Origin of the sequence: Citrobacter telavivensis (genome assembly GCF_041807075.1) — a bacterium.
GTDB lineage: Bacteria > Pseudomonadota > Gammaproteobacteria > Enterobacterales > Enterobacteriaceae > Citrobacter_A > Citrobacter_A telavivensis.
The window spans coordinates 64,916-87,303 of the sequence record NZ_JBGUBF010000010.1 but is presented as its reverse complement, the minus strand read 5'-3'; the positions used below and the strand labels follow the sequence as shown (position 1 = coordinate 87,303).

21 protein-coding genes are annotated in these 22,388 nt (G+C 52.4%); 15 read left to right on the top strand and 6 right to left on the bottom strand.

Going from position 1 to position 22,388, the window contains the following annotated elements; translation table 11 throughout:
- The first annotated feature begins 2 nt into the window (after positions 1-2).
- From ilvA to ACERJC_RS23390, 9 genes are all read left to right on the top strand, one after another.
- Positions 3-1,547, top strand: a complete 1,545-nt coding sequence (ilvA, locus tag ACERJC_RS23430) for a threonine ammonia-lyase, biosynthetic (RefSeq protein WP_052747013.1) — start codon at positions 3-5, stop codon at positions 1,545-1,547.
- A gap of 253 nt (positions 1,548-1,800) precedes the next feature.
- Positions 1,801-2,307: a PTS sugar transporter subunit IIA gene (locus ACERJC_RS23425; RefSeq protein ID WP_178823776.1), complete on the top strand. Its 507-nt coding sequence runs from the start codon at positions 1,801-1,803 to the stop codon at positions 2,305-2,307.
- A gap of 1 nt (position 2,308) precedes the next feature.
- Positions 2,309-2,587 carry a PTS sugar transporter subunit IIB gene (locus ACERJC_RS23420; protein WP_178823779.1) on the top strand — a complete coding sequence of 93 codons (279 nt, stop codon included), beginning with the start codon at positions 2,309-2,311 and terminating at the stop codon, positions 2,585-2,587.
- A gap of 46 nt (positions 2,588-2,633) precedes the next feature.
- Positions 2,634-4,037, top strand: a complete 1,404-nt coding sequence (locus ACERJC_RS23415) for a PTS galactitol transporter subunit IIC (protein WP_152400884.1) — start codon at positions 2,634-2,636, stop codon at positions 4,035-4,037.
- Between the two features lie 69 nt (positions 4,038-4,106).
- Complete coding sequence (locus ACERJC_RS23410) at positions 4,107-6,170, top strand: BglG family transcription antiterminator (RefSeq protein WP_178823781.1); 2,064 nt, start codon at positions 4,107-4,109, stop codon at positions 6,168-6,170.
- A gap of 99 nt (positions 6,171-6,269) precedes the next feature.
- On the top strand, positions 6,270-6,932 hold the full coding sequence (locus ACERJC_RS23405; RefSeq protein WP_373672581.1) for a class II aldolase/adducin family protein: 663 nt from the start codon (positions 6,270-6,272) through the stop codon (positions 6,930-6,932).
- Positions 6,933-6,975: 43 nt separating this feature from the next.
- Positions 6,976-7,989 (top strand): dihydroxyacetone kinase subunit DhaK, encoded by a 1,014-nt coding sequence (locus ACERJC_RS23400; RefSeq protein ID WP_371896419.1) that lies wholly within the window; start codon positions 6,976-6,978, stop codon positions 7,987-7,989.
- Between the two features lie 9 nt (positions 7,990-7,998).
- Entirely contained in the window at positions 7,999-8,640 is a 642-nt protein-coding gene (locus ACERJC_RS23395; protein WP_373672580.1) for a dihydroxyacetone kinase family protein, read from the top strand.
- A gap of 16 nt (positions 8,641-8,656) precedes the next feature.
- Entirely contained in the window at positions 8,657-8,923 is a 267-nt protein-coding gene (locus ACERJC_RS23390) for an HPr family phosphocarrier protein (protein WP_178823790.1), read from the top strand.
- Positions 8,924-8,989: 66 nt separating this feature from the next.
- Here ACERJC_RS23390 and dhaL read toward each other — a convergent pair whose 3' ends face one another.
- Both dhaL and ACERJC_RS23380 read right to left on the bottom strand, forming a co-directional pair.
- Positions 8,990-9,613, bottom strand: a complete 624-nt coding sequence (gene dhaL / locus ACERJC_RS23385) for a dihydroxyacetone kinase subunit DhaL (RefSeq protein WP_373672579.1) — start codon at positions 9,611-9,613, stop codon at positions 8,990-8,992.
- 1 nt (position 9,614) lies between these two features.
- Positions 9,615-10,619, bottom strand: coding sequence for a dihydroxyacetone kinase subunit DhaK (locus ACERJC_RS23380; RefSeq protein ID WP_152400898.1), 1,005 nt, complete (start codon positions 10,617-10,619; stop codon positions 9,615-9,617).
- Between the two features lie 183 nt (positions 10,620-10,802).
- Here ACERJC_RS23380 and ACERJC_RS23375 point away from each other — a divergent pair, with 183 nt between their 5' ends.
- Positions 10,803-11,504: a DUF2461 domain-containing protein gene (locus ACERJC_RS23375; RefSeq protein WP_373672578.1), complete on the top strand. Its 702-nt coding sequence runs from the start codon at positions 10,803-10,805 to the stop codon at positions 11,502-11,504.
- A 3-nt stretch (positions 11,505-11,507) separates the two neighbouring features.
- On the opposite strand, the gene ilvY is transcribed toward ACERJC_RS23375, so the two are convergent.
- Positions 11,508-12,440: an HTH-type transcriptional activator IlvY gene (gene ilvY, locus ACERJC_RS23370; RefSeq protein WP_178825299.1), complete on the bottom strand. Its 933-nt coding sequence runs from the start codon at positions 12,438-12,440 to the stop codon at positions 11,508-11,510.
- Between the two features lie 127 nt (positions 12,441-12,567).
- On the opposite strand from ilvY, the gene ilvC reads away from it, so the two are divergent.
- The gene (ilvC, locus tag ACERJC_RS23365) at positions 12,568-14,043 is read left to right on the top strand and encodes a ketol-acid reductoisomerase (RefSeq protein WP_152400902.1); all 1,476 of its coding nucleotides are present in this window, start codon (positions 12,568-12,570) and stop codon (positions 14,041-14,043) included.
- 134 nt (positions 14,044-14,177) lie between these two features.
- Here ilvC and ppiC read toward each other — a convergent pair whose 3' ends face one another.
- A complete protein-coding gene (ppiC, locus tag ACERJC_RS23360) occupies positions 14,178-14,459 on the bottom strand; it encodes a peptidylprolyl isomerase PpiC (protein ID WP_006812396.1) in 282 nt (93 codons plus the stop codon).
- A gap of 193 nt (positions 14,460-14,652) precedes the next feature.
- Between ppiC and ACERJC_RS23355 the strand changes: the two genes are divergently transcribed.
- From ACERJC_RS23355 to rep, 4 genes are all read left to right on the top strand, one after another.
- Complete coding sequence (locus ACERJC_RS23355; protein ID WP_373672577.1) at positions 14,653-15,354, top strand: Crp/Fnr family transcriptional regulator; 702 nt, start codon at positions 14,653-14,655, stop codon at positions 15,352-15,354.
- Between the two features lie 27 nt (positions 15,355-15,381).
- Positions 15,382-16,125, top strand: a complete 744-nt coding sequence (locus ACERJC_RS23350) for a nucleoside phosphorylase (RefSeq protein WP_373672576.1) — start codon at positions 15,382-15,384, stop codon at positions 16,123-16,125.
- Positions 16,125-16,853 (top strand): nicotinamide riboside transporter PnuC, encoded by a 729-nt coding sequence (gene pnuC / locus ACERJC_RS23345; protein WP_152406227.1) that lies wholly within the window; start codon positions 16,125-16,127, stop codon positions 16,851-16,853. Before ACERJC_RS23350 ends, pnuC begins: the two co-directional genes overlap by 1 nt.
- A 260-nt stretch (positions 16,854-17,113) precedes the next feature.
- Positions 17,114-19,135, top strand: a complete 2,022-nt coding sequence (gene rep / locus ACERJC_RS23340; protein WP_373672575.1) for a DNA helicase Rep — start codon at positions 17,114-17,116, stop codon at positions 19,133-19,135.
- A gap of 126 nt (positions 19,136-19,261) precedes the next feature.
- Here the strand turns inward: rep and gppA are convergent, their stop codons facing one another.
- Together gppA and rhlB are read right to left on the bottom strand one after the other, a co-directional pair.
- Positions 19,262-20,743, bottom strand: a complete 1,482-nt coding sequence (gene gppA, locus ACERJC_RS23335) for a guanosine-5'-triphosphate,3'-diphosphate diphosphatase (protein ID WP_152400910.1) — start codon at positions 20,741-20,743, stop codon at positions 19,262-19,264.
- 136 nt (positions 20,744-20,879) lie between these two features.
- On the bottom strand, positions 20,880-22,148 hold the full coding sequence (gene rhlB, locus ACERJC_RS23330) for an ATP-dependent RNA helicase RhlB (protein WP_046492918.1): 1,269 nt from the start codon (positions 22,146-22,148) through the stop codon (positions 20,880-20,882).
- Between the last annotated feature and the right edge of the window lie 240 nt (positions 22,149-22,388).

The window sequence follows — 22,388 nt, the reverse complement described above, 5'->3', positions numbered from 1 at the left end:
TGATGGCCGAATCACAACCTCTGTCAGCTGCCCCGGAAGGGGCAGAATATCTGCGCGCGGTGCTCCGTGCGCCGGTATACGAAGCAGCGCAGGTGACACCGCTGCAAAAAATGGAAAAGCTTTCGTCGCGCCTTGATAACGTGATTCTTGTGAAGCGTGAAGACCGACAGCCGGTTCACAGCTTCAAGCTTCGCGGTGCTTACGCGATGATGGCGGGGCTGACCGAGGCGCAAAAAGCTCACGGGGTGATCACCGCGTCTGCGGGCAACCATGCCCAGGGCGTGGCGTTCTCTTCCGCTCGTCTGGGTGTAAAGGCACTGATCGTGATGCCTGTTGCGACGGCGGATATCAAAGTCGATGCCGTTCGTGGTTTCGGCGGCGAAGTGCTGCTGCATGGTGCAAACTTTGATGAAGCAAAAGCGAAAGCGATTGAACTGTCGCAGCAGCAGGGTTTTACCTGGGTTCCACCGTTCGATCATCCAATGGTGATCGCCGGTCAGGGGACGCTGGCGCTGGAATTGCTCCAACAGGATGCTCATCTCGATCGCGTGTTTGTGCCGGTTGGCGGCGGCGGTCTGGCGGCGGGCGTCGCGGTACTGATCAAACAGCTGATGCCGCAAATCAAAGTCATTGCGGTGGAGGCGGAAGACTCCGCCTGTCTGAAAGCGGCGCTGGAGGCGGGTCATCCGGTCGATCTTCCCCGCGTCGGCCTGTTTGCAGAAGGCGTTGCGGTGAAGCGCATTGGGGATGAAACCTTTCGTCTGTGTCAGGAATATCTCGACGACATCATCACCGTGGATAGCGATGCGATTTGCGCGGCGATGAAAGACCTGTTTGAAGATGTGCGCGCAGTGGCAGAGCCTTCCGGCGCGCTGGCGCTGGCGGGAATGAAAAAGTACGTTGCCCAGCACAACATTCGCGGCGAACGTCTGGCGCATATCCTTTCCGGCGCTAACGTCAATTTCCACGGCCTGCGCTATGTTTCTGAGCGTTGCGAACTGGGTGAACAGCGCGAAGCGCTACTGGCGGTAACCATTCCGGAAGAAAAAGGTAGCTTCCTGAAGTTTTGCCAGTTGCTGGGCGGTCGCTCGGTTACCGAGTTTAACTATCGCTTTGCCGATGATAAGAACGCCTGCATTTTTGTCGGCGTTCGGCTGAGCAGGGGCATGGAAGAACGCACCGAGATCCTGAATCTGCTGCGCGACGGCGGCTATAGCGTGGTCGATCTCTCCGATGACGAAATGGCGAAACTGCACGTGCGCTACATGGTTGGTGGGCGTCCCTCTAAGCCGCTACAGGAGCGCTTATTCAGCTTCGAGTTTCCGGAATCTCCAGGCGCGCTGCTCAAGTTTTTGCATACGCTGGGCACCCACTGGAATATCTCATTATTCCATTACCGCAGTCACGGCACGGATTATGGTCGTGTACTGGCTGCGTTTGAACTGGGCGAGCACGAACCGGATTTCGAAACGCGACTGCAAGAACTGGGTTATGAGTGTCACGACGAAACAAATAACCCGGCATTCCGCTTTTTCCTCGCGGGTTAAGTGCTGCAGAACGAGGGATAACCTGAGTGGTTATCCCTCGCCATTTATTTTTCCCCTCCCTTTACCTTCTGCGTTGAATATTTTTGTTGTTAATGAATCTCTACCATAAAAATGTGATGTAATTCATAATAAAAAGCTCACCATGTTGCGCCAGACTTAGCTCATCTTTTGGGGGCAATACTCATCGCTTAACCATCGTTCCTGAATTAATATTGTCCTCAGTTAATTTTTAGCAGTTAGAGAGGATATTCGGATGAAAACGGATATAGTGAATGAGAATGAGCAGGAATGTGAATATTTTATGCCTCAACTCACGTTTCTCAATAAGCATTACAGTAATGCCACTGATTTTTTTTCTTCTATATTTTTATTGTTGAAAGAGAAAGGTTACGTCCGCGACTCTTTCCTTGACGCCATTCTTACGCGCGAGCAATTGTATCCTACAGGTCTACCTACGTCGCCAGTGGCTATTGCGCTCCCTCATACTGACCCGCAACATATTCTTCATCCCTTTATCTCTGTGACACGTTTATCGCACCCCATCGCCTGGCAGGAAATGGGGAATGACGATAACACGCTCTATATTCAATTTATTGTCCTTCTGGGTTTTATTGACCACAGCAGTCACTTGACTGCGCTGCAAAAGTTGATGGATTGCCTTGCTGATGAAGAGGTCGTCCAGGCGCTATGTGAAATAGACGATGTAGAGACCTTTCTCTGTACTCTCACATCAAGACTGCAATTAAATAAGGATTTATGAGATGAAAAAAGTCATTGTTGCATGTGGAAGCGGCGTTGCGACCTCACAGACAGTTGCCAGTAAAGTGATGCGCTTATTGAATGAACGCAATCAGTCGCACATTAAAGTTGAAGTTGTTGATCTTAAATCTCTCGAGAGCCATATCAAAGATAGTGCTGCTTATATCGCTATTACTAAAGTCGATAAACAATATCCTATCCCCGTGATTAACGGTATTGCATTTTTGACCGGTATGGGTATGGAGCAAGAATTACAAAAGATCATAGATGCCTGTAAATAAGGCGTAGCTCTTTAATCCGTATAATTATTTTTAGTGGGGAAGTGCTATGGACTTTCTTGGTGTAGTCATAAATTACATTCTGAATTTAGGTGCGCCGGTTTTTGTGCCCTTTATTATGCTGTTAGCCGGGTTGGTGGTACGGATGAAATTCCGTGATGCTGCTTCGGCAGCGATTACGCTGGGCGTGGCGTTTGTGGGAATGAGTATGCTGATCGGTTTTATGGTCGATGCTATCGGCGTTGCCGCACAAACAATGATGAATCGTACTGGTCTGGAACTGAGTATCGTTGATGGCGGCTGGACGACGATGGCGAATATTTCCTGGGCCTGGCCTTACGCTTTCGCCATGTTCCCGCTTCAGGTTGGCGTGAACATTGTGATGCTGATGCTGAACAAGACCAATACGTTTAACGCGGATCTCTGGAACGTCTGGGGAAAAATTTTCACCGCCTTTATCGTCGTCAGCGTCACCACCCCGCTGTTCGGCGCTGCCTGGAGCCTGGCATTAGCATTCCTCATTGCCGCCTTCCAGATTATCGTTGAACTTAACGCCGGGGACATTCACCAACACCGTATAGAAAAACTAACGGGTATACCCGGAGTGACCTGTACTCACCGTATGGTGTTCTTTGGCGCGATTTACTATCCGTTCGATCTGTTGCTGCGTAAAATCCCGGTATGTAATAAACCTATGGACGCCACGGCACTGCGCACCAAAGTAGGGGTGTTCGCGGAAAACCACATTATCGGTTTTATTCTGGGGATCTTGTTCGGGATTATTGCGGGCTACAGTGTAGCGAAAACGCTGACGCTGGGCGTCCAGGCTGCCACGGCACTTGTACTGTTCCCGATGATTTCTAAGCTCTTTATGCAAGCGCTGTCACCGATCTCAGAAGCGATCAGTGATTACATGAACAAGAAATTCTCTGGGCGTAAGTTGTTTGTCGGAATTGACTGGCCGTTTATGGGAGGGGCCAGTGAAATCTGGTTCGCCATTATTGTTGCCATTCCTTTCACACTCATCTGGGCGTTAATTCTGCCCGGCAATAAGATTTTACCCTTCGCCGGTATTATCAACATTTCCCTGATCGTCCCGGCCTATCTGGTGACGAGGGGTAATACCTTGCGCATGGTGATCCTGAGTATTATTGGCGTACCGTTCTTCTTGTTTGTCGGGACGCAGTTCGCCCCAATGATCACCGAACTGGGACAAGCAACAAAGGCGATTACTATTCCGGCGGGTCAACTTATTTCAAACAGCTCAATTGATGCACCGGTCTTTACCTACGCCTTTTCTTTCTTGTTTAAATTCCTTGAAGGCAACCTTGTTCCGCTGATTTTCGCCATCTGGTGGGGATGCGGCTACTTCTTCTACTCCCGCGAATTACGCCGTGAAAGCAGCCTGGCGCAGCAGGAAGCCGAGCAGCAGGAGAAGATTCAACAAGCGTAACACGGGATTTTATCTCCCTGTCCGGCGGCAAAATCCGTTGCCGGACTTTCTCATCTCAGGAGAGTCGATATGGCTATGGATAAACGCGTCGTAGCGGTTCTGGACGCCATCGTGAACGAGCCCGGCATTACGGGGACGAAACTTGAAGAGCAGTTTCGCCTGACGCGAAAACAATTAAGCTATACGTTGAAGAAGGTGAATGACTATCTGGAATCAAACCATTTTGATCGTATCAATCGTCTGAAAACCGGGAAGTTGCATATCCCGCGCCATGTGATTGAGCATTTTCGACAGAATCAGACCGCGCAAACCGATCATCGTTATCTCTTTTCAGAAGAGGAACGCGGGCAAATGATCATTTTCATGCTGCTGACGCGTAGCGAAAGACTGTCGCTACTGCATCTCTCTTCATCGCTGGGGGTGAGTCAGAACACCATCATTACTGACCTGAAAAAGGTGCGCCTGGAGGTGATGACGCACAGTCTGGAGATTAGCTATGACCGGGGTAATGGTTACCATATTCTTGGTGAGGAACTGGAGAAACGCTATCTTCTGCTGAACTGCCTGCGTCGGGTGCTGGAAATTCCAGTCGCGAAAAATATCATTGCGCAATACAACAATGTGATGAGTGAGCATCTGGAAAAGGTGGGGCAAATTTTTAGTGAAATTGAGAAACGATTTAAAATTCAATTTACCGATCGTCAACTTCAGGAATTGATCTATTTTATCAGTTTTGTCCTACACCGAATTAAATCCGGTAAGCACCTGGTCACAATTCCAGGCAGTTATGCTGATATCATTCGCAGCAGAGAATTTACCCTGATGCAAAGTGTTGTTAGTAAAATAAATATTAACAGTGATAATGAACTTATTTTTCTTACAGCATTGATCCAAAGCTCTAATATTCAGAGTATCGCCGATAAATACTTTCATCTTGATACTATCTTGCTGGAAAGTGTAGTTGCAGTGGTTGATAGCTTTGAAAAAATAAGCTGTGTCACGATTAAAGAGAAAAATGAACTCATTGAAAAAATCTATCAGCACTGGAAGCCTGCCTATTATCGCATCCGTTATCATTTGCCTAATACCAGCAGTGTTTATGATCTGGTCGTAAAAGAATTTAGCCATCTGCACGAGATGGTGCGCCGTGCGGCAGTTCCGTTTGAGAAGCTATTACACTGCGTCATTCCCGATGAGGAGATGGCTTTTCTGACGGTGCTGTTTGGTGGTTGGCTGACGCGTGAAGGTGTTATCCACCAAATTAATTTACAGAAAACAGCGGTGGTGATGTGTGAAAATAGCGCGACCATCTCAACTTATCTGTTTTTGACGTTGCAGGTACTGTTCCCGGAACTGCACTTTACCCATGTGTTGTCCCGACGCGAGTTTGAGCGCTACACCGGGCATTATGATGTGGTCTTCTCCACCACTCATCTGAATACCAGCAAAATCGTTTTTGTGGTAAATCCATCCATCAGCAACATCCATAAAAGCGCCTTTCGCAACCACGTGATCAGTGCGCTACAGGGCGTAGACCCAAACATTATCCAGATTGAACAGCTACTGCTGATTTTCGAGCGCTTTGGCAACATCATCGATCACAAAGGACTGCAGAGGGCGCTTGCCAGCTATATCTACGATGAGAATAACACCGCCAACGCGGTAGGCAGCATGGAGCCACCAACGCCGTCGCTGACCGATTTGCTCACGAAAGAACACGTCCAGTTTGTCGCTGAACTACCCGACTCCTGGCAGATGGCAATAACTCTTGCTTCGGAATCTTTGTTGCGCTCTGGAGTGATTGAGTCACGCTACGTGCAGATCATGCTGCGCAAAATTACCGAGGAGCAACCCTGGATCATGCTGGCCGACGGGGTAATTATTGCCCACGCAGGCGTTGATGATGGCGCGCTGGATACCGGCATGGCGCTATTACGCCTGCCCTATAAGATTGCTATTGCCGATTATATGCAGGCCGATATTATCATCGTCCTCGCCACCCATAATCCGCAAAAGCACCTTAAGGCGCTTGCGCAATTAAATGAATTTCTTGAGTTCTATGATGGCGGAAATGTTATTCGCCGTGCGTTGGATGAATATGCGCTAATTAATGAATTAGTCCACCATCATTAAATATTAAAACTCTGCTGCAGTTTCTCGCTGCAGCGATATATCACGGCAATGGTTGTCGCGATAGCGCTCGCCCTTACCATCTGACACAGGATAAATATTATGTTAGAGATTCAGAAAAAACACGTCGTTGAAATGGCCAGAACCGCTCAACAGTGGGGATTATGTAAACATAAAGCGGGTAATTCCAGCGTAAGAGATAAAGACTCAGGGCTTATTCTGGTGACCCCGACTACCCTCGATAAAATGCAGCTAACCCCCAGAGATATTGTCGTGATGGACGTTGAGGCGAATGTGATTGAAAGTGAAGCCGGTTTACGCCCAACCAGTGAATGTCTGATGCATATTGAGATCTATAAGGCGCGACCAGACATTTTCGCCATTTCCCATACACACTCCCTCTATGCTACCTCATTTGCCGTGCTGAATAAGCCTATCCCGGCAGTGGTGTATGAATGTGCAATCCTCAATCTGAAAGATGGGATGATCCCTGTGGCGCCATATGGTCGCCCGGGCACGCCCGCATTGTCGACCAGTGTGATTGAACCGATTAAACGTGCCGACGCTATTCTGATGGAAAAACATGGCGCTATTGGCGTGGACAAAGATCCCTATGAGGCCGTGCTGAAATCTGCCTACCTCGAAGAGATGGCGCAGATTTATTACCACGCGCTGGTTATTAACGGGGGTAAAGAGCCGGAGTCCTTCGCTGCGGAAGAGTTGCAGCGCTGGGCGTACCCGTCACAGATTAAATTTGTCCGCTAATGACGTCCCCGCCCGCCGGGCGGGAAATTCATGGAGAGAACGCATGAAAAAATTTATCAATCAGGCAGAGGATTTTATTCCGGAGATGCTGGAAGGTATTTATCTGGCGCACCCTGATCGCTTTGGTTTCGTTAATGACGATCGGCACTGTCTGGTGACCGCGCGCCCGGTACCGGGAAAGGTCGGCATCATCACCGGTGGAGGTTCCGGACACTTGCCGTTGTTTCTGGGGTATGTCGGTCGGGGGATGCTGGACGGTTGCGCGATTGGCGATGTGTTCCAGTCACCCTCACCGGAGCAGATTCTGGCCGTCACTCAGGCGGTGGATAGCGGCGCGGGCGTGCTTTACCTTTACGGCAACTACAATGGCGATATTTTTAATTTTGACATCGCGGCGGAAATGGCCGACATGGAGAGCGATATTCGTACCCGTACCGTGGTCGCTGCTGACGACTCGGCTGGTGCGACGTCGGGCAGCGAAGGGGTGATAACGCGACGCGGTGTGGCAGGGATTTTCTTTGTCTACAAATGCGCAGGGGCGGCGGCGGCCAGAATGGATGACCTCGATACGGTACAGCGTATCGCCCAAAAAGCCGGGGATCGCGTGCGTACGCTAGGCGTGGCGCTGTCGCCATGTATCGTCCCGCGAATAGGTAAACCGGGTTTTCACATTGGCGACAATGAGATGGAAATCGGTATGGGTATTCACGGTGAAAGTGGGATCCGTCGTGGACCGCTACTGAGCGCCGGGAAGGTTGCCGAAGAGATGATGTCCTGGTTGCTGACCGATTCGCCTTGCCAGCAGGGTGATGAAGTGGCGGTCCTGATTAACGGTCTTGGCGCGACGCCGCTGGAAGAGCTGTATCTGATGTACCGCCATGTGCATCAGATTCTGGCACAGAGCAATATTCGTGTCTTCCGAGTCTGGGTTGGTGAGTTTGCTACGGCAATGGAGATGGCCGGGATGTCCATTAGTCTAATGCCGGTGGATGACGAGCTGAAGTCGCTACTGAATGCCGAAGCCGATACGCCGATGTTCCGGCAGTTATCGGCTTAAGGGGGCGAGATGGTGTTAGATGCTGAGAGCCTGCGCCCGCTTTTTGCCGAGTGGGCCCACGTGATGCAGAGTAACAAACAGGTGCTGACAGAACTGGATAGCGTGGTCGGCGACGGAGATCTGGGGCTGACCATGAGCGATGGTTTTGCGGCGGCGTATGCCTGTGCGCAGCAGAGTGACGAGTGCGATTTGGGGCGCTTTTTTTATAAGGTGGGCAAGGCAATGGCGTCAGCGGTGCCCTCTACGATGGGCACGCTGATGGCCTCTGGCCTGATGCAGGTGGGCAAAGTGCTAAAGGGGCGAGAGACCCTGACTCTGTCAGACGCTGGCGTGTTATTTCAGGCCTGGTTTGACGGCGTACAGCAGCGTGGTAAGGCGCAGCCGGGCGAAAAGACTTTTCTTGACGGTATGGTTCCGGCGCTGGCAGCGCTGCGTTCACCTGCTGCGCCACTGAAACAGGCACGAGAAGCGTTGTGGTTGGCGCAGCAGGGCGTGCAGCAGACCACCACGATGGTGGCTAAGCATGGTCGTGCGGCTATCCACGGTGAGCGTTCCCGATCGTTTGTCGACCCGGGCGCGATGGTCGCCCAGCTTTTGATACAGGGTTATTTTAACTTTGTTCAGGCTATTTGCCCGGCTGACGGGCGGTGAAAAAGGAATTGCTACTATGTTGAAAGAGGTTGTGAGGATCAGTAATCAGCACGGTATTCACGCGCGCCCGGCAGGCGTTCTGGCTAAAGCCTGTGCTCAGTATCAATCACGGATTGAGATGATCTACGACGGCAAAACCATTAAGGGGAAAAGTATCATGAGCATCCTGGGGGCGGGGATCAAAGGAAAAGGTTCGCTGGAGATCATTTGCAGCGGTAGCGATGAAGAAGAAGCGATGGAGAAGCTGAAGATATTGTTTGCTGAAGGTTTTGGTTTTGACTAATGCGTCTCCAGAAACAACCTTAAAAACCGGCATACAGCGCCGGTTTTTTGTTTTCTGTTAACCAGACTAATTGGCGAATTCGGCCATAAACTGCAGAATCAACGCCATCGACACAGCGCCAGGATCGCAATGACCAATGGACCGCTCGCCGAGATTTTTTGCGCGACCAAAACGTGCGACCATTGCGGAAGTGCTCTCTGCACCTGCCATCGCTGCCTGGGCGCAGTGTGATAACGCTTGCGGTAGCGGCAGGGCAATGTCGATTTCAGCCTGTTCTGATGCAGCAGCCAGAGCATCGACCATGGTTTTATCCCCTGGCTTCGCACCACCACGCTGATGGATAGCGTTACTACCCGCGTTCAGCCACTTTGCCAACGTGGCGGTGTCAAACTCAACACAACCCGTTAATTCTTTCCCTCCCGCGCGGAACAAGGTGCCGAAGATGGCACCGGAAGCGCCACCCATACTGGTCATCAGTCGTGTGCCACTTTTCAGCAGGCATTCCCCGATATCCGTTGGAGAAAAATCTGGAGATGCGAGTTGCTTATGCAGGGCTGTGAAGCCGCGCTTGATACCAATGCCGTGATCGCCGTCGCCAATTGCCTGATCGAGCGTGGTCAAGCGAGGCTCGCTGGCGATCATGCCTTCTGATACGTGTCGCAGGCAGGCGATAAATTGTGTGGTATTCATCTTATTTTCTCCAGCCAGGGGTGTTGATGGGATAGTCGTACAGTCGCTGCATTTCGTCATCCAGACGCAGCATACTGAGCGAAAAACCGGACATCTCCAGTGAGGTACAGAAGTGGCCAACCTGTACGTCATAGGTTGTGATACCTCGCTCATTCAGCGCCATACCAACCTTACGGGTTATCACCATCAGTTCGGTGTTGCTTAAGGAGCCCAGATTATTGACGCTGATACAAATCTTATCGCCGCGGGTGAAGGGCAGGTCGGCGCACAACCGTGCGATCATCATCTCGACCAGTTCATCAGTATGTGGCATGGGAATACGGCACAATCCCGGTTCACCATGAATGCCGATACCCAGCTCGATCTCGTTATCCGCCAGCGTAAAGTTAAACGTGTCGGACTGAGGTAGCGCACAGCCGCTGAGCGCCACACCGAGAGTACGTGTATTGTGGTTGGCTTTCTGCGCCAGCGCTTCCAGCGCAGGCAACGAGTAGTGCTCAAACTGCGCCGCCGCCCCTGCCAGTTTGTACAAAAACGCCAGCCCACCGACACCTCTACGGTCGGATATTCTTTCTGGCGGCGCAGAGGCGATATCATCAGTGGCGCGAACAGTACGGCACTCAATGCCCTCTTCCGCCAGAATTTCAGCGGCGATGTCAAAGTTCATGCCATCACCTGAATAGTTGCCGTAGAGGAAAAGCACGCCGTTGCCCTGATGGACGGCGCGGCTGGCTTCGATAATCTGGTCGGGAGAGGGCGAGGTAAAGACCTCGCCCAGCGCGCAGGCATCGATACCACCTTCGCCAACAAATCCAGCAAATGTCGGCTCGTGGCCGCTGCCACCGCCGCTGACAATCACTACCTGCTCATCCTGCGGCATGGTGCGATAAACTGCGCAGTACTCCGGCAAGGTGTGAATTTTTCCCATCCCGACGTACTCCAGCCCCTGCAGGATTTCACTGCGGATATTATCGGTATTATTGAACAGCTTTTTCGGTTTTTGCATCGTCTCACCCTCTCGTAAGGTACTGTTTCTTTAGTGACGATTTTACCTGTGACGCGCGCTCAGCCCTGGTTCCTTTGATACCAATTAATCTCCTGCCTGAGGGGCATGATTTCAGGTTGCTATTTGAGGATTTTCTGGATAGTTATGAGGGAGGTAATAGACATCGTTAAGCGAGGCAAGCAGATGGCTGGACGCTTTCAGGGATTTGCACAGGAAGGGCTGACGTTTCTTCAGCAGGTAAAAATTGAAAACGATAAAACGTGGTTCGAGGAGCACCGTTTTATTTACGATCGCAGCATACTCACGCCGTTTCGGGCACTGGTGGATGACTTAGCGCCGGTGATGTCAGAGATTGATTCGCTACTGGAAACCCGTTCCGCTATCGGCAAAACGCTATCGCGTATTCACCGTGATACCCGTTTTTCCCATGACAAATCGCTTTACCGCAGCCGGATGTGGCTGACCTTCAAACGTTCAGCCAGGAACTGGACCGATGCCCCCGCGTATTTTTTTGAAATCAGCCCGGATACATTGCGTTACGGACTGGGTTATTACAGCGCCAGTAAGCCGACGATGGATCTGTTTCGTCATACGCTGAAACAGCGGCCCACGCAGTTTCTGGAAGTGGCTGACTGTTGTCGGGCGCCGTTTGAGCTGGTGGGGGAGCGCTATAAGCGACTGCTGGTAAAGGATCTTGATCCGACGATTTCCGACTGGTATCACCGTAAATCCTTTGCGGCAATGGCAACGGATACTGATGTGGAAAAACTCTTCCGCGCCGATCTGGTGACGCTGCTGGCTGACGGTTTCCGCCAACTGGAACCGCTGTACCAATGGTTAATGCAGGTAGAAACCCTGAAGCAAATAGACCCGGCGGATCTGTAACCGTTACCGGCCTTCGTCGATTTTCCTCTCGAGGACAATTTTCCAGAATGCATCGATGAGCGGCTCATGCAGCCGCTTTTTCGGTGCGCAGACGCCCAGCTCAAACGGCGTTTTCTCATCGCTACGTTCCAGAATCATCACGCGATTGCGCACCGGTTCGGGGCTGTTTTCCAGTACCACTTCGGGCAACAACGCCACGCCGCAGCCAAGCGCGACCATCGACACCATCGCTTCATGACCGCCCACGGTAGCGTAAATTTGCGGATTGCTGATTTTATGGCGACGGAACCACAGTTCAATGCGGCGGCGCACCGGTCCCTGATCGGCCATGATGAAGGGCACTGTAGACCAGTCGGGTTTCTCCACCGACACCTGATTGCGTACCGGGCAGGGCAGCGCCGGGGCAATAAGCACCACTGCCAGATTTTCCAGCATCGAAAACGCCACCGCGCCGGGCAGTGTCTCCGGCTTTCCGGCAATCGCCAGATCCGCTTCGCCGGTCACTACCTTTTCCATTGCATCGGCGGCGTCGCCGGTGGTGAGCTTTATTTCTACCGAGGGATGTTCAGCGCGAAATCTGTCGAGGATCGGTGGCAGATGGCTATAGGCTGCGGTAACCGAACAGAAGATATGCAATTCTCCCGACAACGACGGGCCTTGCTGATCGAGGGTGTGGCGCAGCTGCTGATACTGCAATAGCGTCTGTTGGGCAAACGTTCGCAGCTCTTCACCCGCTTCGGTCAGCGTGACCGTGCGGTTATCGCGGACAAACAGCGGTTGGCCGAGGTCTTCCTCAAGGCGTTGGATCTGCCGTGATAACGTCGAAGGGCTGACGTGCATGGCCCGCGCGCTGCGGCCAAAGTGGCGGCTTTCCGCCAGATGCAGGAACATTTTCAGATCGCGTAAATCCACGGACTCCACTCCACCTTTTGACATTGCAAATATTGCAACGTGACGTTGTGAATATATCAATTTCCGCAATAAATTTCCTGTTGTAAGGTGGTTTCAATCTCGCAAAACGCGAACCGAACAATAAGACAGTACAACATCACGAGGAATCACCATGGCTAACTACTTCAACACACTGAATTTGCGTCAGCAACTGGCGCAACTGGGTAAATGTCGCTTTATGGGCCGCGACGAATTTGCCGATGGCGCAAGCTACCTTCAGGGTAAAAAAGTGGTCATCGTCGGCTGTGGCGCGCAGGGCCTGAACCAGGGCCTGAACATGCGTGATTCCGGGCTGGATATCTCCTATGCGCTGCGTAAAGAGGCGATTGCTGAGAAGCGCGCGTCCTGGCGTAAAGCGACGGAAAACGGCTTCAAAGTGGGCACTTACGAGGAGCTGATCCCGCAGGCGGATCTGGTGGTTAACCTGACGCCAGACAAACAGCACTCCGACGTGGTGCGCTCTGTACAGCCGCTGATGAAAGACGGCGCGGCGCTGGGTTACTCTCACGGCTTCAACATTGTTGAAGTGGGCGAGCAGATCCGTAAAGACATCACCGTGGTGATGGTAGCGCCGAAGTGTCCGGGTACCGAAGTGCGTGAAGAGTACAAACGTGGTTTCGGCGTGCCGACGCTTATCGCGGTTCACCCGGAAAACGATCCGAAAGGCGAAGGCATGGCGATTGCGAAAGCCTGGGCTGCGGCGACCGGTGGTCATCGTGCGGGTGTACTGGAATCCTCTTTCGTTGCGGAAGTGAAATCGGACCTGATGGGCGAGCAGACCATTCTGTGCGGTATGCTGCAGGCCGGTTCTCTGTTGTGCTTCGATAAGCTGGTGGAAGAAGGCACCGATCCGGCCTATGCCGAAAAACTGATTCAGTTCGGCTGGGAAACCATCACCGAAGCGCTGAAGCAGGGCGGTATCACGCTGATGATGGACCGCCTGTCCAACCCGGCGAAACTGCGCGCTTACGCACTCTCCGAACAGCTGAAAGCGATTATGGCACCGCTGTTCCAGAAACATATGGACGACATCATCTCCGGTGAGTTCTCTTCCGGCATGATGGCGGACTGGGCCAACGACGATAAGAAACTGCTGACCTGGCGTGAAGAGACCGGTAAAACCGCGTTTGAAACCGCCCCGCAGTTTGACGGAAAAATCGGCGAGCAGGAGTACTTCGATAAAGGCGTACTGATGATCGCCATGGTGAAAGCGGGCGTTGAGCTGGCGTTTGAAACGATGGTGGATTCCGGCATCATTGAAGAATCTGCGTACTACGAATCACTGCACGAGCTGCCGCTGATTGCGAACACCATCGCGCGTAAGCGTCTGTACGAAATGAACGTGGTCATTTCTGATACCGCAGAATACGGTAACTACCTGTTCTCTTACGCTTGCGTACCGCTGCTCAAAGAGTTCATGACCACGCTGCAGGCAGGCGATTTGGGTAAAGCGATCGCCGAAGGCGCGGTGGATAACGCGCAGTTGCGTGATGTGAACGAAGCCATCCGCAGCCATGCTATCGAGCAGGTAGGTAAGAAACTGCGTGGGTATATGACGGATATGAAGCGCATTGCTGTTGCGGGTTAAGGCCTGACAAGAATTGCCGGATGGCGCTACGCTTATCCGGCCTACGAAACGGTCATTTTTTTGTAGGCCGGATAAGGCGTTTACGCCGTCATCCGGCAAAAAAAGCCCAGAGTCTGAACGCTCTGGGCTTTTGCTTAGTTACGGTACAGCACTTTAATGATGTGGTAACCGAACTGGGTGTGCAGCGGGCCGGTAGGCTCCAGCACCGGGCAGGAAAAGACCACTTTATCGAACGCCGGAACCATCTGGCCCTGACGGAATTCGCCTAAGTCACCGCCTCTTTTGCCTGACGGGCAGATAGAGTGTTTCTTCGCCAGTTTGCCGAAGTCGGCGCCGTTTTTAATCTGTTCCAGAAGATCCTGTGCCAGTTTCTCTTCTTTAACCAGGATATGCAGTGCTGCTGCGGTTTTTGCCATTATTACGTTCTCATGTCTCAAAGGTTGCCCGCCACTTTATCATTCCTCTGGGCGTCAGACATATACTCTTCGCCAGCGCAGGACAGATGTCTCATCGGGTGTATTGAATCGGGAGACAGACAGCACTTTCGTCGGGTGTATTCCTGAGAGGCGGGACAGCGGTCCTGTCTTTCCGTCAGTGGAGAGAGATAACATGGACACAATGAAAAAAGCAGATTTTTCAGGCGACTGGCTTATCGGGTTAACTCAGGTTGTACATGACCCTCTGTTGTATGAACTCCTCAAATACTGCCCGCTGGAGGTCATGCAGCGCTGGCGTTTTGACGATATCCCATGCGGCGCGCTGATTTGTCGTCAGGGTGAGGTCTGTCGACAGTTTTCACTGATTGTATCAGGTGAAGTGGATGTCTTTTACGAGGCTGAAGATGGTCGTCGTTATCGACAGGCGCATTACTGCAAAGGTGACATGCTGGGAGAGCTGGAGATATTTGAGTCGCGGCATTACATCTGCTCGGTGGTGGCTGTGGATCATGTCCAGCTGCTAAGTCTGTCGCAGGAACATTTTAGTCACTGGCTGGCTCTGGATAATCATTTCAACCAGCGAATGTTGCGCTTCTTTAGTCAGCAATATTATCAGCTGTCGAAAAAGGCCAGTAGCGACAATTTATATTCACTGCACCAGCGGGTATGCCAGGCATTATGGCTGCGATATCAACACAATAAATCGACGTCTATTTTGTTGGATAAACAAAATCTGAGTCAGGAATTTGCAGCAACTACACGCAGTATTAACCGTATTTTGCACGATCTTAAATCATTGAAAATTATTGATAGCGATGGGGATCGTATTGTTCTGCTGGCTCCTGAAAAACTGAAGCAGGAGGCGGAGAGTTAAACGCCCTGGGGCGTAAGGAGACGAGAGATGCAACCCCATATTCGATTAAGCAAAAGCATGACGAGGGCAAAGTATGCGCTATTGCCTGGCGATCCTGAACGGGTGGATCGGATAGTCCGTTTCCTTGATAACCCCGAAATGCTGGGACAAAACCGGGAGTTTCGCGCGGCGCGTGGTGAATATAAGGGCGTTGAAATTCTGGTGCTATCGACGGGAATAGGCGGACCCTCGACCGCTATCGCGGTTGAGGAGTTACGCCAGATTGGCATCGACACGCTGATCCGGATCGGAAGTTGCGGAGCATTGCAGGATACGCTGGCGATGGGCGAGGTGATTATCGCCCACGGCGCGGTCGCGGATGATGGCACCAGTAAAACCTATGCGCCAGCCAGCTATCCGGCATGTGCGGATCCGCAACTTACGGCAACGCTGATGCAGTTGGCGTTGCAAATGAACATTCCCGCGAGTTGTGGACTGGTGCGCAGCCACGACAGTTTTTACACCGACCGCGAGGCTGAACTGGATGCCGAATGGTCCGCCCGCGGTATCCTTGGCGCCGATATGGAGACGGCCGCACTGATGGTGGTCGGTGCATTACGCGGGTTACGTACGGCGTCGTTGCTCAATGTGGTTGTCGCCCATAACGGCTGTCTGGACAGCAGCATCAACAATTATGTGCAACAAGAAACGCGGTGTCAGCAGGGTGAAGTTCATCAGATTTCCCTGGCACTACAGGCCATTTACTTCGACAGTCAGCAAGGAGAGCAATGATGGACTTTTTCAGTATTAACAACGTAATGGTCAACATTCCTCTCGGAGAGGGTGGGTACGCACTCTCGTGGATTGAGGCTATCGGTACCGTTTTTGGTTTACTGTGTATCTGGTGTGCCAGCAGGGAAAAAATTATTAATTACCTGTTCGGCCTGATAAACGTCACCCTGTTTGCCGCTATCTTTTTCCAGATCCAACTGTATGCCAGTTTGCTGCTTCAGGTGTTCTTCTTTGCGGCGAATATCTACGGCTGGTATGCGTGGAGTCGCCAGAATGAGGAACAGGAGGCGGCGTTGAAGGTTCGCTGGCTTTCCCGGCAGCAAACGCTGGTGCTGGGCAGTGTCTGCATTGTCGCTATCCTGTTGATGACGTTGTTTATTGATCCGGTATTTGCGACGCTCACCCGGATCATGATTGCGCTGTTGCACACCGTGGGGATGTCAGTGGCAATGCCTGAACTACAGCCGGATGCTTTCCCGTTCTGGGATTCTACTATGCTGGTGCTGTCGATTGCCGCAATGGTGTTAATGACCCGCAAGTATGTGGAAAACTGGTTACTGTGGGTGCTCATTGATGTCATTAGCGTGGTGATTTATGCGGTTCAGGGCGTTTATGCCATGTCGCTGGAGTATGTTCTGCTGACAGCCATTGCGGTGATGGGTTCTTACAGCTGGATTCTGAGCGCGAAACGCAACGGCTATACGCCACTCGCTGCCAGCGCATCCTGATTGATATTTTTCAGGCTGCCTGACAGGCAGCCTCAGACCGCTGACAAAGAAGGATAAAACGTGGTTTTCCTTCTTTGTGGTTAGCAGCCGAAAATCAATACATTGATTTTCCTGGTTTATAATTAGGTTATCTCTGCTTACCCGGTATCGGGATGAGGTTTGTCATCACTCTCAGGCTGCCTGACAGGCAGCCTGTTACTCCCTTGGCCTCGCTTTCTGCTACAATTCGTCCCCCGTTCGAAGATTGAGCACTTTTTCCTATGCGTTTAAATCCCGGCCAACAACAAGCTGTCGAATTCGTCACCGGACCTTGCCTGGTGCTGGCGGGTGCGGGTTCCGGTAAGACTCGCGTTATCACCAATAAGATTGCTCACCTGATCCGTGGCTGCGGCTATCAGGCGCGGCACATTGCGGCTGTGACTTTTACCAACAAAGCGGCGCGTGAGATGAAAGAGCGTGTCGGACAGACGTTGGGGCGCAAAGAAGCGCGCGGGTTAATGATCTCCACTTTCCATACGCTGGGGCTGGAGGTGATTAAACGCGAATACGCCGCGCTGGGGATGAAATCGAATTTCTCGCTGTTTGACGATACGGACCAGGTTGCGCTGCTAAAAGACCTGACGGAAGGGCTGATTGAAGACGACAAAGTCGTGCTGCAACAGCTGATATCGACAATCTCAAACTGGAAGAACGATCTCAAAACGCCGGCGCAGGCGGCAGCCGGTGCGAAAGGCGAACGCGATCGTATCTTCGCGCACTGCTACGGTCTGTACGATGCGCATATGAAAGCCTGTAACGTCCTCGACTTTGACGATCTGATTTTGCTGCCGACGTTGCTGCTACAGCGCAATGAAGAAGTGCGCGAGCGCTGGCAGAACAAGATTCGCTACCTGCTGGTGGATGAATATCAGGATACCAACACCAGCCAGTACGAACTGGTGAAACTGCTGGTGGGAAACCGGGCGCGATTCACCGTCGTGGGTGATGACGATCAGTCGATCTACTCCTGGCGCGGTGCGCGCCCGCAAAACCTGGTGCTGTTAAGTCAGGATTTCCCGGCGTTACAGGTGATCAAACTGGAGCAAAACTACCGCTCTTCCGGGCGGATCCTGAAGGCGGCGAACATCCTCATTGCCAACAACCCTCACGTTTTTGAAAAGCGTCTCTTTTCCGAACTGGGATACGGCGCAGAGCTCAAAGTCCTGAGTGCGAATAATGAGGAACACGAAGCCGAGCGGGTGACCGGGGAGCTGATCGCCCATCACTTTGTGAATAAAACGGAATATAAAGATTACGCCATTCTGTATCGTGGCAATCACCAGGCGCGGGTGTTTGAAAAATTCCTCATGCAGAACCGTATTCCATACAAAATCTCCGGCGGGACGTCGTTCTTCTCACGTCCGGAGATTAAAGATTTGCTGGCTTATCTACGGGTGTTGACCAACCCGGATGATGACAGCGCGTTCCTGCGGATTGTGAATACGCCAAAACGTGAAATCGGCCCCGCCACGCTGCAAAAGCTGGGCGAATGGGCGATGACACGTAACAAAAGCCTGTTTACCGCCAGTTTTGATTTGGGATTGAGCCAGACGCTCACCGGGCGCGGCTATGACTCGCTCACCCGTTTTACCCACTGGCTGGGCGATGTTCAAAGGCTGGCTGAACGTGAGCCGATCGCCGCCGTCCGCGATCTCATCCACGGAATAGATTACGAATCCTGGCTTTATGAAACCTCGCCCAGCCCAAAAGCGGCTGAAATGCGTATGAAAAACGTCAACCAGCTGTTTAGCTGGATGACCGAAATGCTGGAAGGAAGCGAACTGGATGAGCCTATGACGCTCACTCAGGTTGTCACGCGTTTCACGCTGCGCGACATGATGGAGCGCGGCGAGAGTGAGGAAGAGCTGGACCAGGTGCAACTGATGACGCTGCATGCCTCGAAAGGGCTGGAGTTCCCGTATGTGTTTATGGTGGGAATGGAAGAAGGATTCCTGCCACACCAGAGCAGTATCGATGAAGACAACATCGACGAAGAGCGACGCCTGGCCTATGTTGGGATCACCCGTGCGCAGAAAGAGCTGATTTTTACGCTGTGTAAAGAGCGGCGTCAGTATGGTGAACTGGTGCGCCCGGAGCCGAGCCGCTTCCTGCTGGAGTTACCGCAGGACGATCTGATCTGGGAGCAGGAGCGTAAAGTGGTGAGCGCCGAAGAGCGAATGCAGAAAGGGCAAAGCCATCTGGCGAATCTGAAAGCCATGATGGCGGCAAAGCGCGGCCAATAAAATAATGCCGGGTGGCGGCTTCGCCTTACCCGGCCTACAATTTATTTACATATCAACGAATTGAAAAACTCTCTGTAGGTCGGATAAGCGTAGCGCCATCCGACATCAGGTTTACCAGCCGCTTTCTTACTGTACTTCTAAAGGCCAGTGGACATAGCTCTGCCACTGGCTTTCTTGTTCAATCAACTCTTTCCCCAGCGGATGCTGTTCCAGCCAGTCCGGCGGCAGCGTTAAGGCGAGAATTTCATTCGACGCCTGCAGCGTAATGGCCGGCACCAGATCGTCACGACGGCGGCTGGCAAAGATAATCGCCAGTCTGAGCAGACGGCAGAGATGCTCCGCCACGCGCGGCGGTACGGCGTTTTGCTGATGCAACGACGAGAGATCGACCGGGTTGGTCTGATTTAACAACAGCGTGGCGAGCAGTTTTTTCTGTGCAGGTGTGAAGCCCGGCAAATCCAGATTGCGGACCAGATAGGCGGCATGCGAAGGCGCTTGCTTGAAATCAACGCTCAGGCCTATCTCGTGCAGTTGGCAGGCGCTGATCAGCAGTTCGCGACTGATCGGCTCAAGATGCCACTCATTTTCTACCTGATCGAGAAAACTCACCGCCAGATTCGCGACGCGATGCGCCTGTTCGGTATCTACCATAAACCGGCGTTGAATGTTACGCAGCGTGCGGCTGCGAATATCCTGATCCACTGCGAGATGCAGCATTCCGTAGACCAGTCCTTCGCGCAACGCCCCACCGGCCAGGGTCATGCATTGAATATTAAGTTCGGTGAAGATCGCGATCAGAATGGCCAGCCCGCTGGGGAACACCAGCGCGCGTTCCAGAGTTAACCCTTCAATTTCCAGCTCTTCCAGACGGCCACAGTGAATGGCTCGCTGTTTCAACTGCTGCAATTTTGCCAGCGTGATGCGCTCATCCATCCCCTGCGCCATCATGATTTCCTGCAACGCCTGAACGGTACCGGAGGCACCGACGCAGACTTTCCAACCATGATAGCGAAGTTCATCGGCAACCGGACGCAGCACATCTCGCGCGGCTTTTTCCGCTTCGTCGAAATTTTCTTGCGCCAGATTGCGATCGGTAAAGTAGCGTTCAAGCCAGGTGACACAGCCCATCGACAGGCTGAACAACGAGGTGGTTTGTGCGCCTGTTCCGGTGACCAGTTCGGTGCTGGCGCCGCCAATATCGACGACCAGACGCTGATCCGCTCCGCCAGTGGTGTGCGCCACGCCCTGATAAATCAGGCGCGCTTCTTCTTCACCGCTGATGACCTGAACCGAACAACCGAGGATTTCCTGCGCTTTAGCGATAAACTCGCTGGCATTCACTGCGATACGCAAGGTTGCCGTGGCGACCACGCGGATTTGAGGCTGCGGAATATCCTGAAGGCGCTCGGCGAACAGACGCAGGCATTGCCAACCGCGCTCCATTGCATCAGCAGAAAGGACATTGTTACTGTTCAGACCGGCGGCCAGACGCACTTTGCGTTTAATGCGCGTGAGCGTCTGGATACTGCCCGCTACCTCGCGTACTACCAGCATATGAAAACTATTGGAACCGAGATCAATGGCTGCGTACAACGAGGTAGAGTTCATACACTTCATCCTTCAACCTGTATCTGTGTTGGCTGCATTCTCTCACCCGAATCACTGACTAAAGTAAGCTCATCGTGATGCGTTTTCTTGCCGCCTTGATACAGGCTGAATAATTTTGTGTATGGCATAACTTTTCTTAACCTGAGCGACGACGATTACGCGGGGCACCGCCAGAGCGACGCGGGCCATTGCCAGGACGCGTGCGCGTCAGGCGCAGCGGCTTCGGCAGGTTGTTCATCAACGCATCCGGATTATATTTACTCACCGGAATTGAGTGACCAATGTAGGTTTCAATGGCGGGCAGGTTCAGGGCGTACTCTTCACAGGCCAGGCTGATGGAGTGACCGCTTGCGCCAGCACGGCCCGTACGACCAATACGGTGTACGTAGTCTTCGCAATCGTCCGGCAGATCGTAGTTAAAGACGTGCGTGACGGCAGGAATGTGCAGGCCGCGCGCGGCGACGTCGGTCGCTACCAGGATATCCAGATCGCCACGGGTGAATTCGTCGAGGATACGCAGACGTTTTTTCTGCGCTACGTCGCCCGTCAGCAAGCCGACGCGATGACCGTCAGCGGCAAGGCTACCCCAGATATCTTCGCAACGGTGTTTGGTGTTCGCGAAGACGATGGCGCGATCCGGCCACTCTTCTTCGATCAGCGTTTGCAGTAAGCGCATTTTCTCTTCGTTAGACGGATAGAAAAGCTCTTCTTTAATACGGTGACCCGTTTTTTGTTCCGGCTCGACTTCAACGTATTCGGCGTTGTTCATTTGTTCGAACGCCAGTTCACGCACGCGGTAAGAAAGGGTGGCAGAGAACAACATGTTCAGGCGCTGGTTGGCCGGCGGCATGCGGCGGAACAGCCAGCGGATATCTTTAATAAAGCCCAGATCGTACATGCGATCGGCTTCATCGAGGACCACCACCTGGATGGCACCCAGATTGATGTGATTCTGTTTCGCGTAGTCGATCAGACGACCCGTGGTGCCGATTAAAATATCGACGCCGCTTTCCAGCACTTTCAGCTGTTTGTCGTAACCGTCACCGCCGTAAGCGAGGCCCAGCTTCAGACCGGTCGTCTGTGCCAGCGGCTCGGCATCGGCGTGGATCTGCACGGCTAACTCACGCGTCGGCGCCATAATTAAGGCACGTGGCTGGTTCACCTTGCGATCGTCAATCGCGGGATGAGAGAGAAGATAATGAAACGTTGACGTCAGGAACGCCATCGTTTTTCCGGTACCGGTTTGCGCCTGCCCTGCAACATCGCGACCAGCCAGCGTAAGCGGCAGTGCGAGGGCCTGAATGGGCGTGCAGTTATGAAAGCCTTTATTTTCAAGGGCTTCAATAACCTTTGGGTGCAGGGCGAAGTCGGAAAACTTCTGTTCTGTTAAATGTGTTTTGCTCATAGTGTGGTAGAATATCAGCTTACTATTGCTTTACGAAAGCGTATCCGGTGAAATAAAGTCAACCTTTAGTTGGTTAATGCTATACACAAATCATTCATGATGCGTCGAGGCGGCAAGCAAATGCGTCCACAGGAGCGTACAGAGTACGTGACTGGGGCGATGAGCGAAGCCAACAAAGAGGCCGCTTGAAGGATGATGTTGTATAGACCAACACACCAGGCTTTTTCCTGTGGAGTTTAT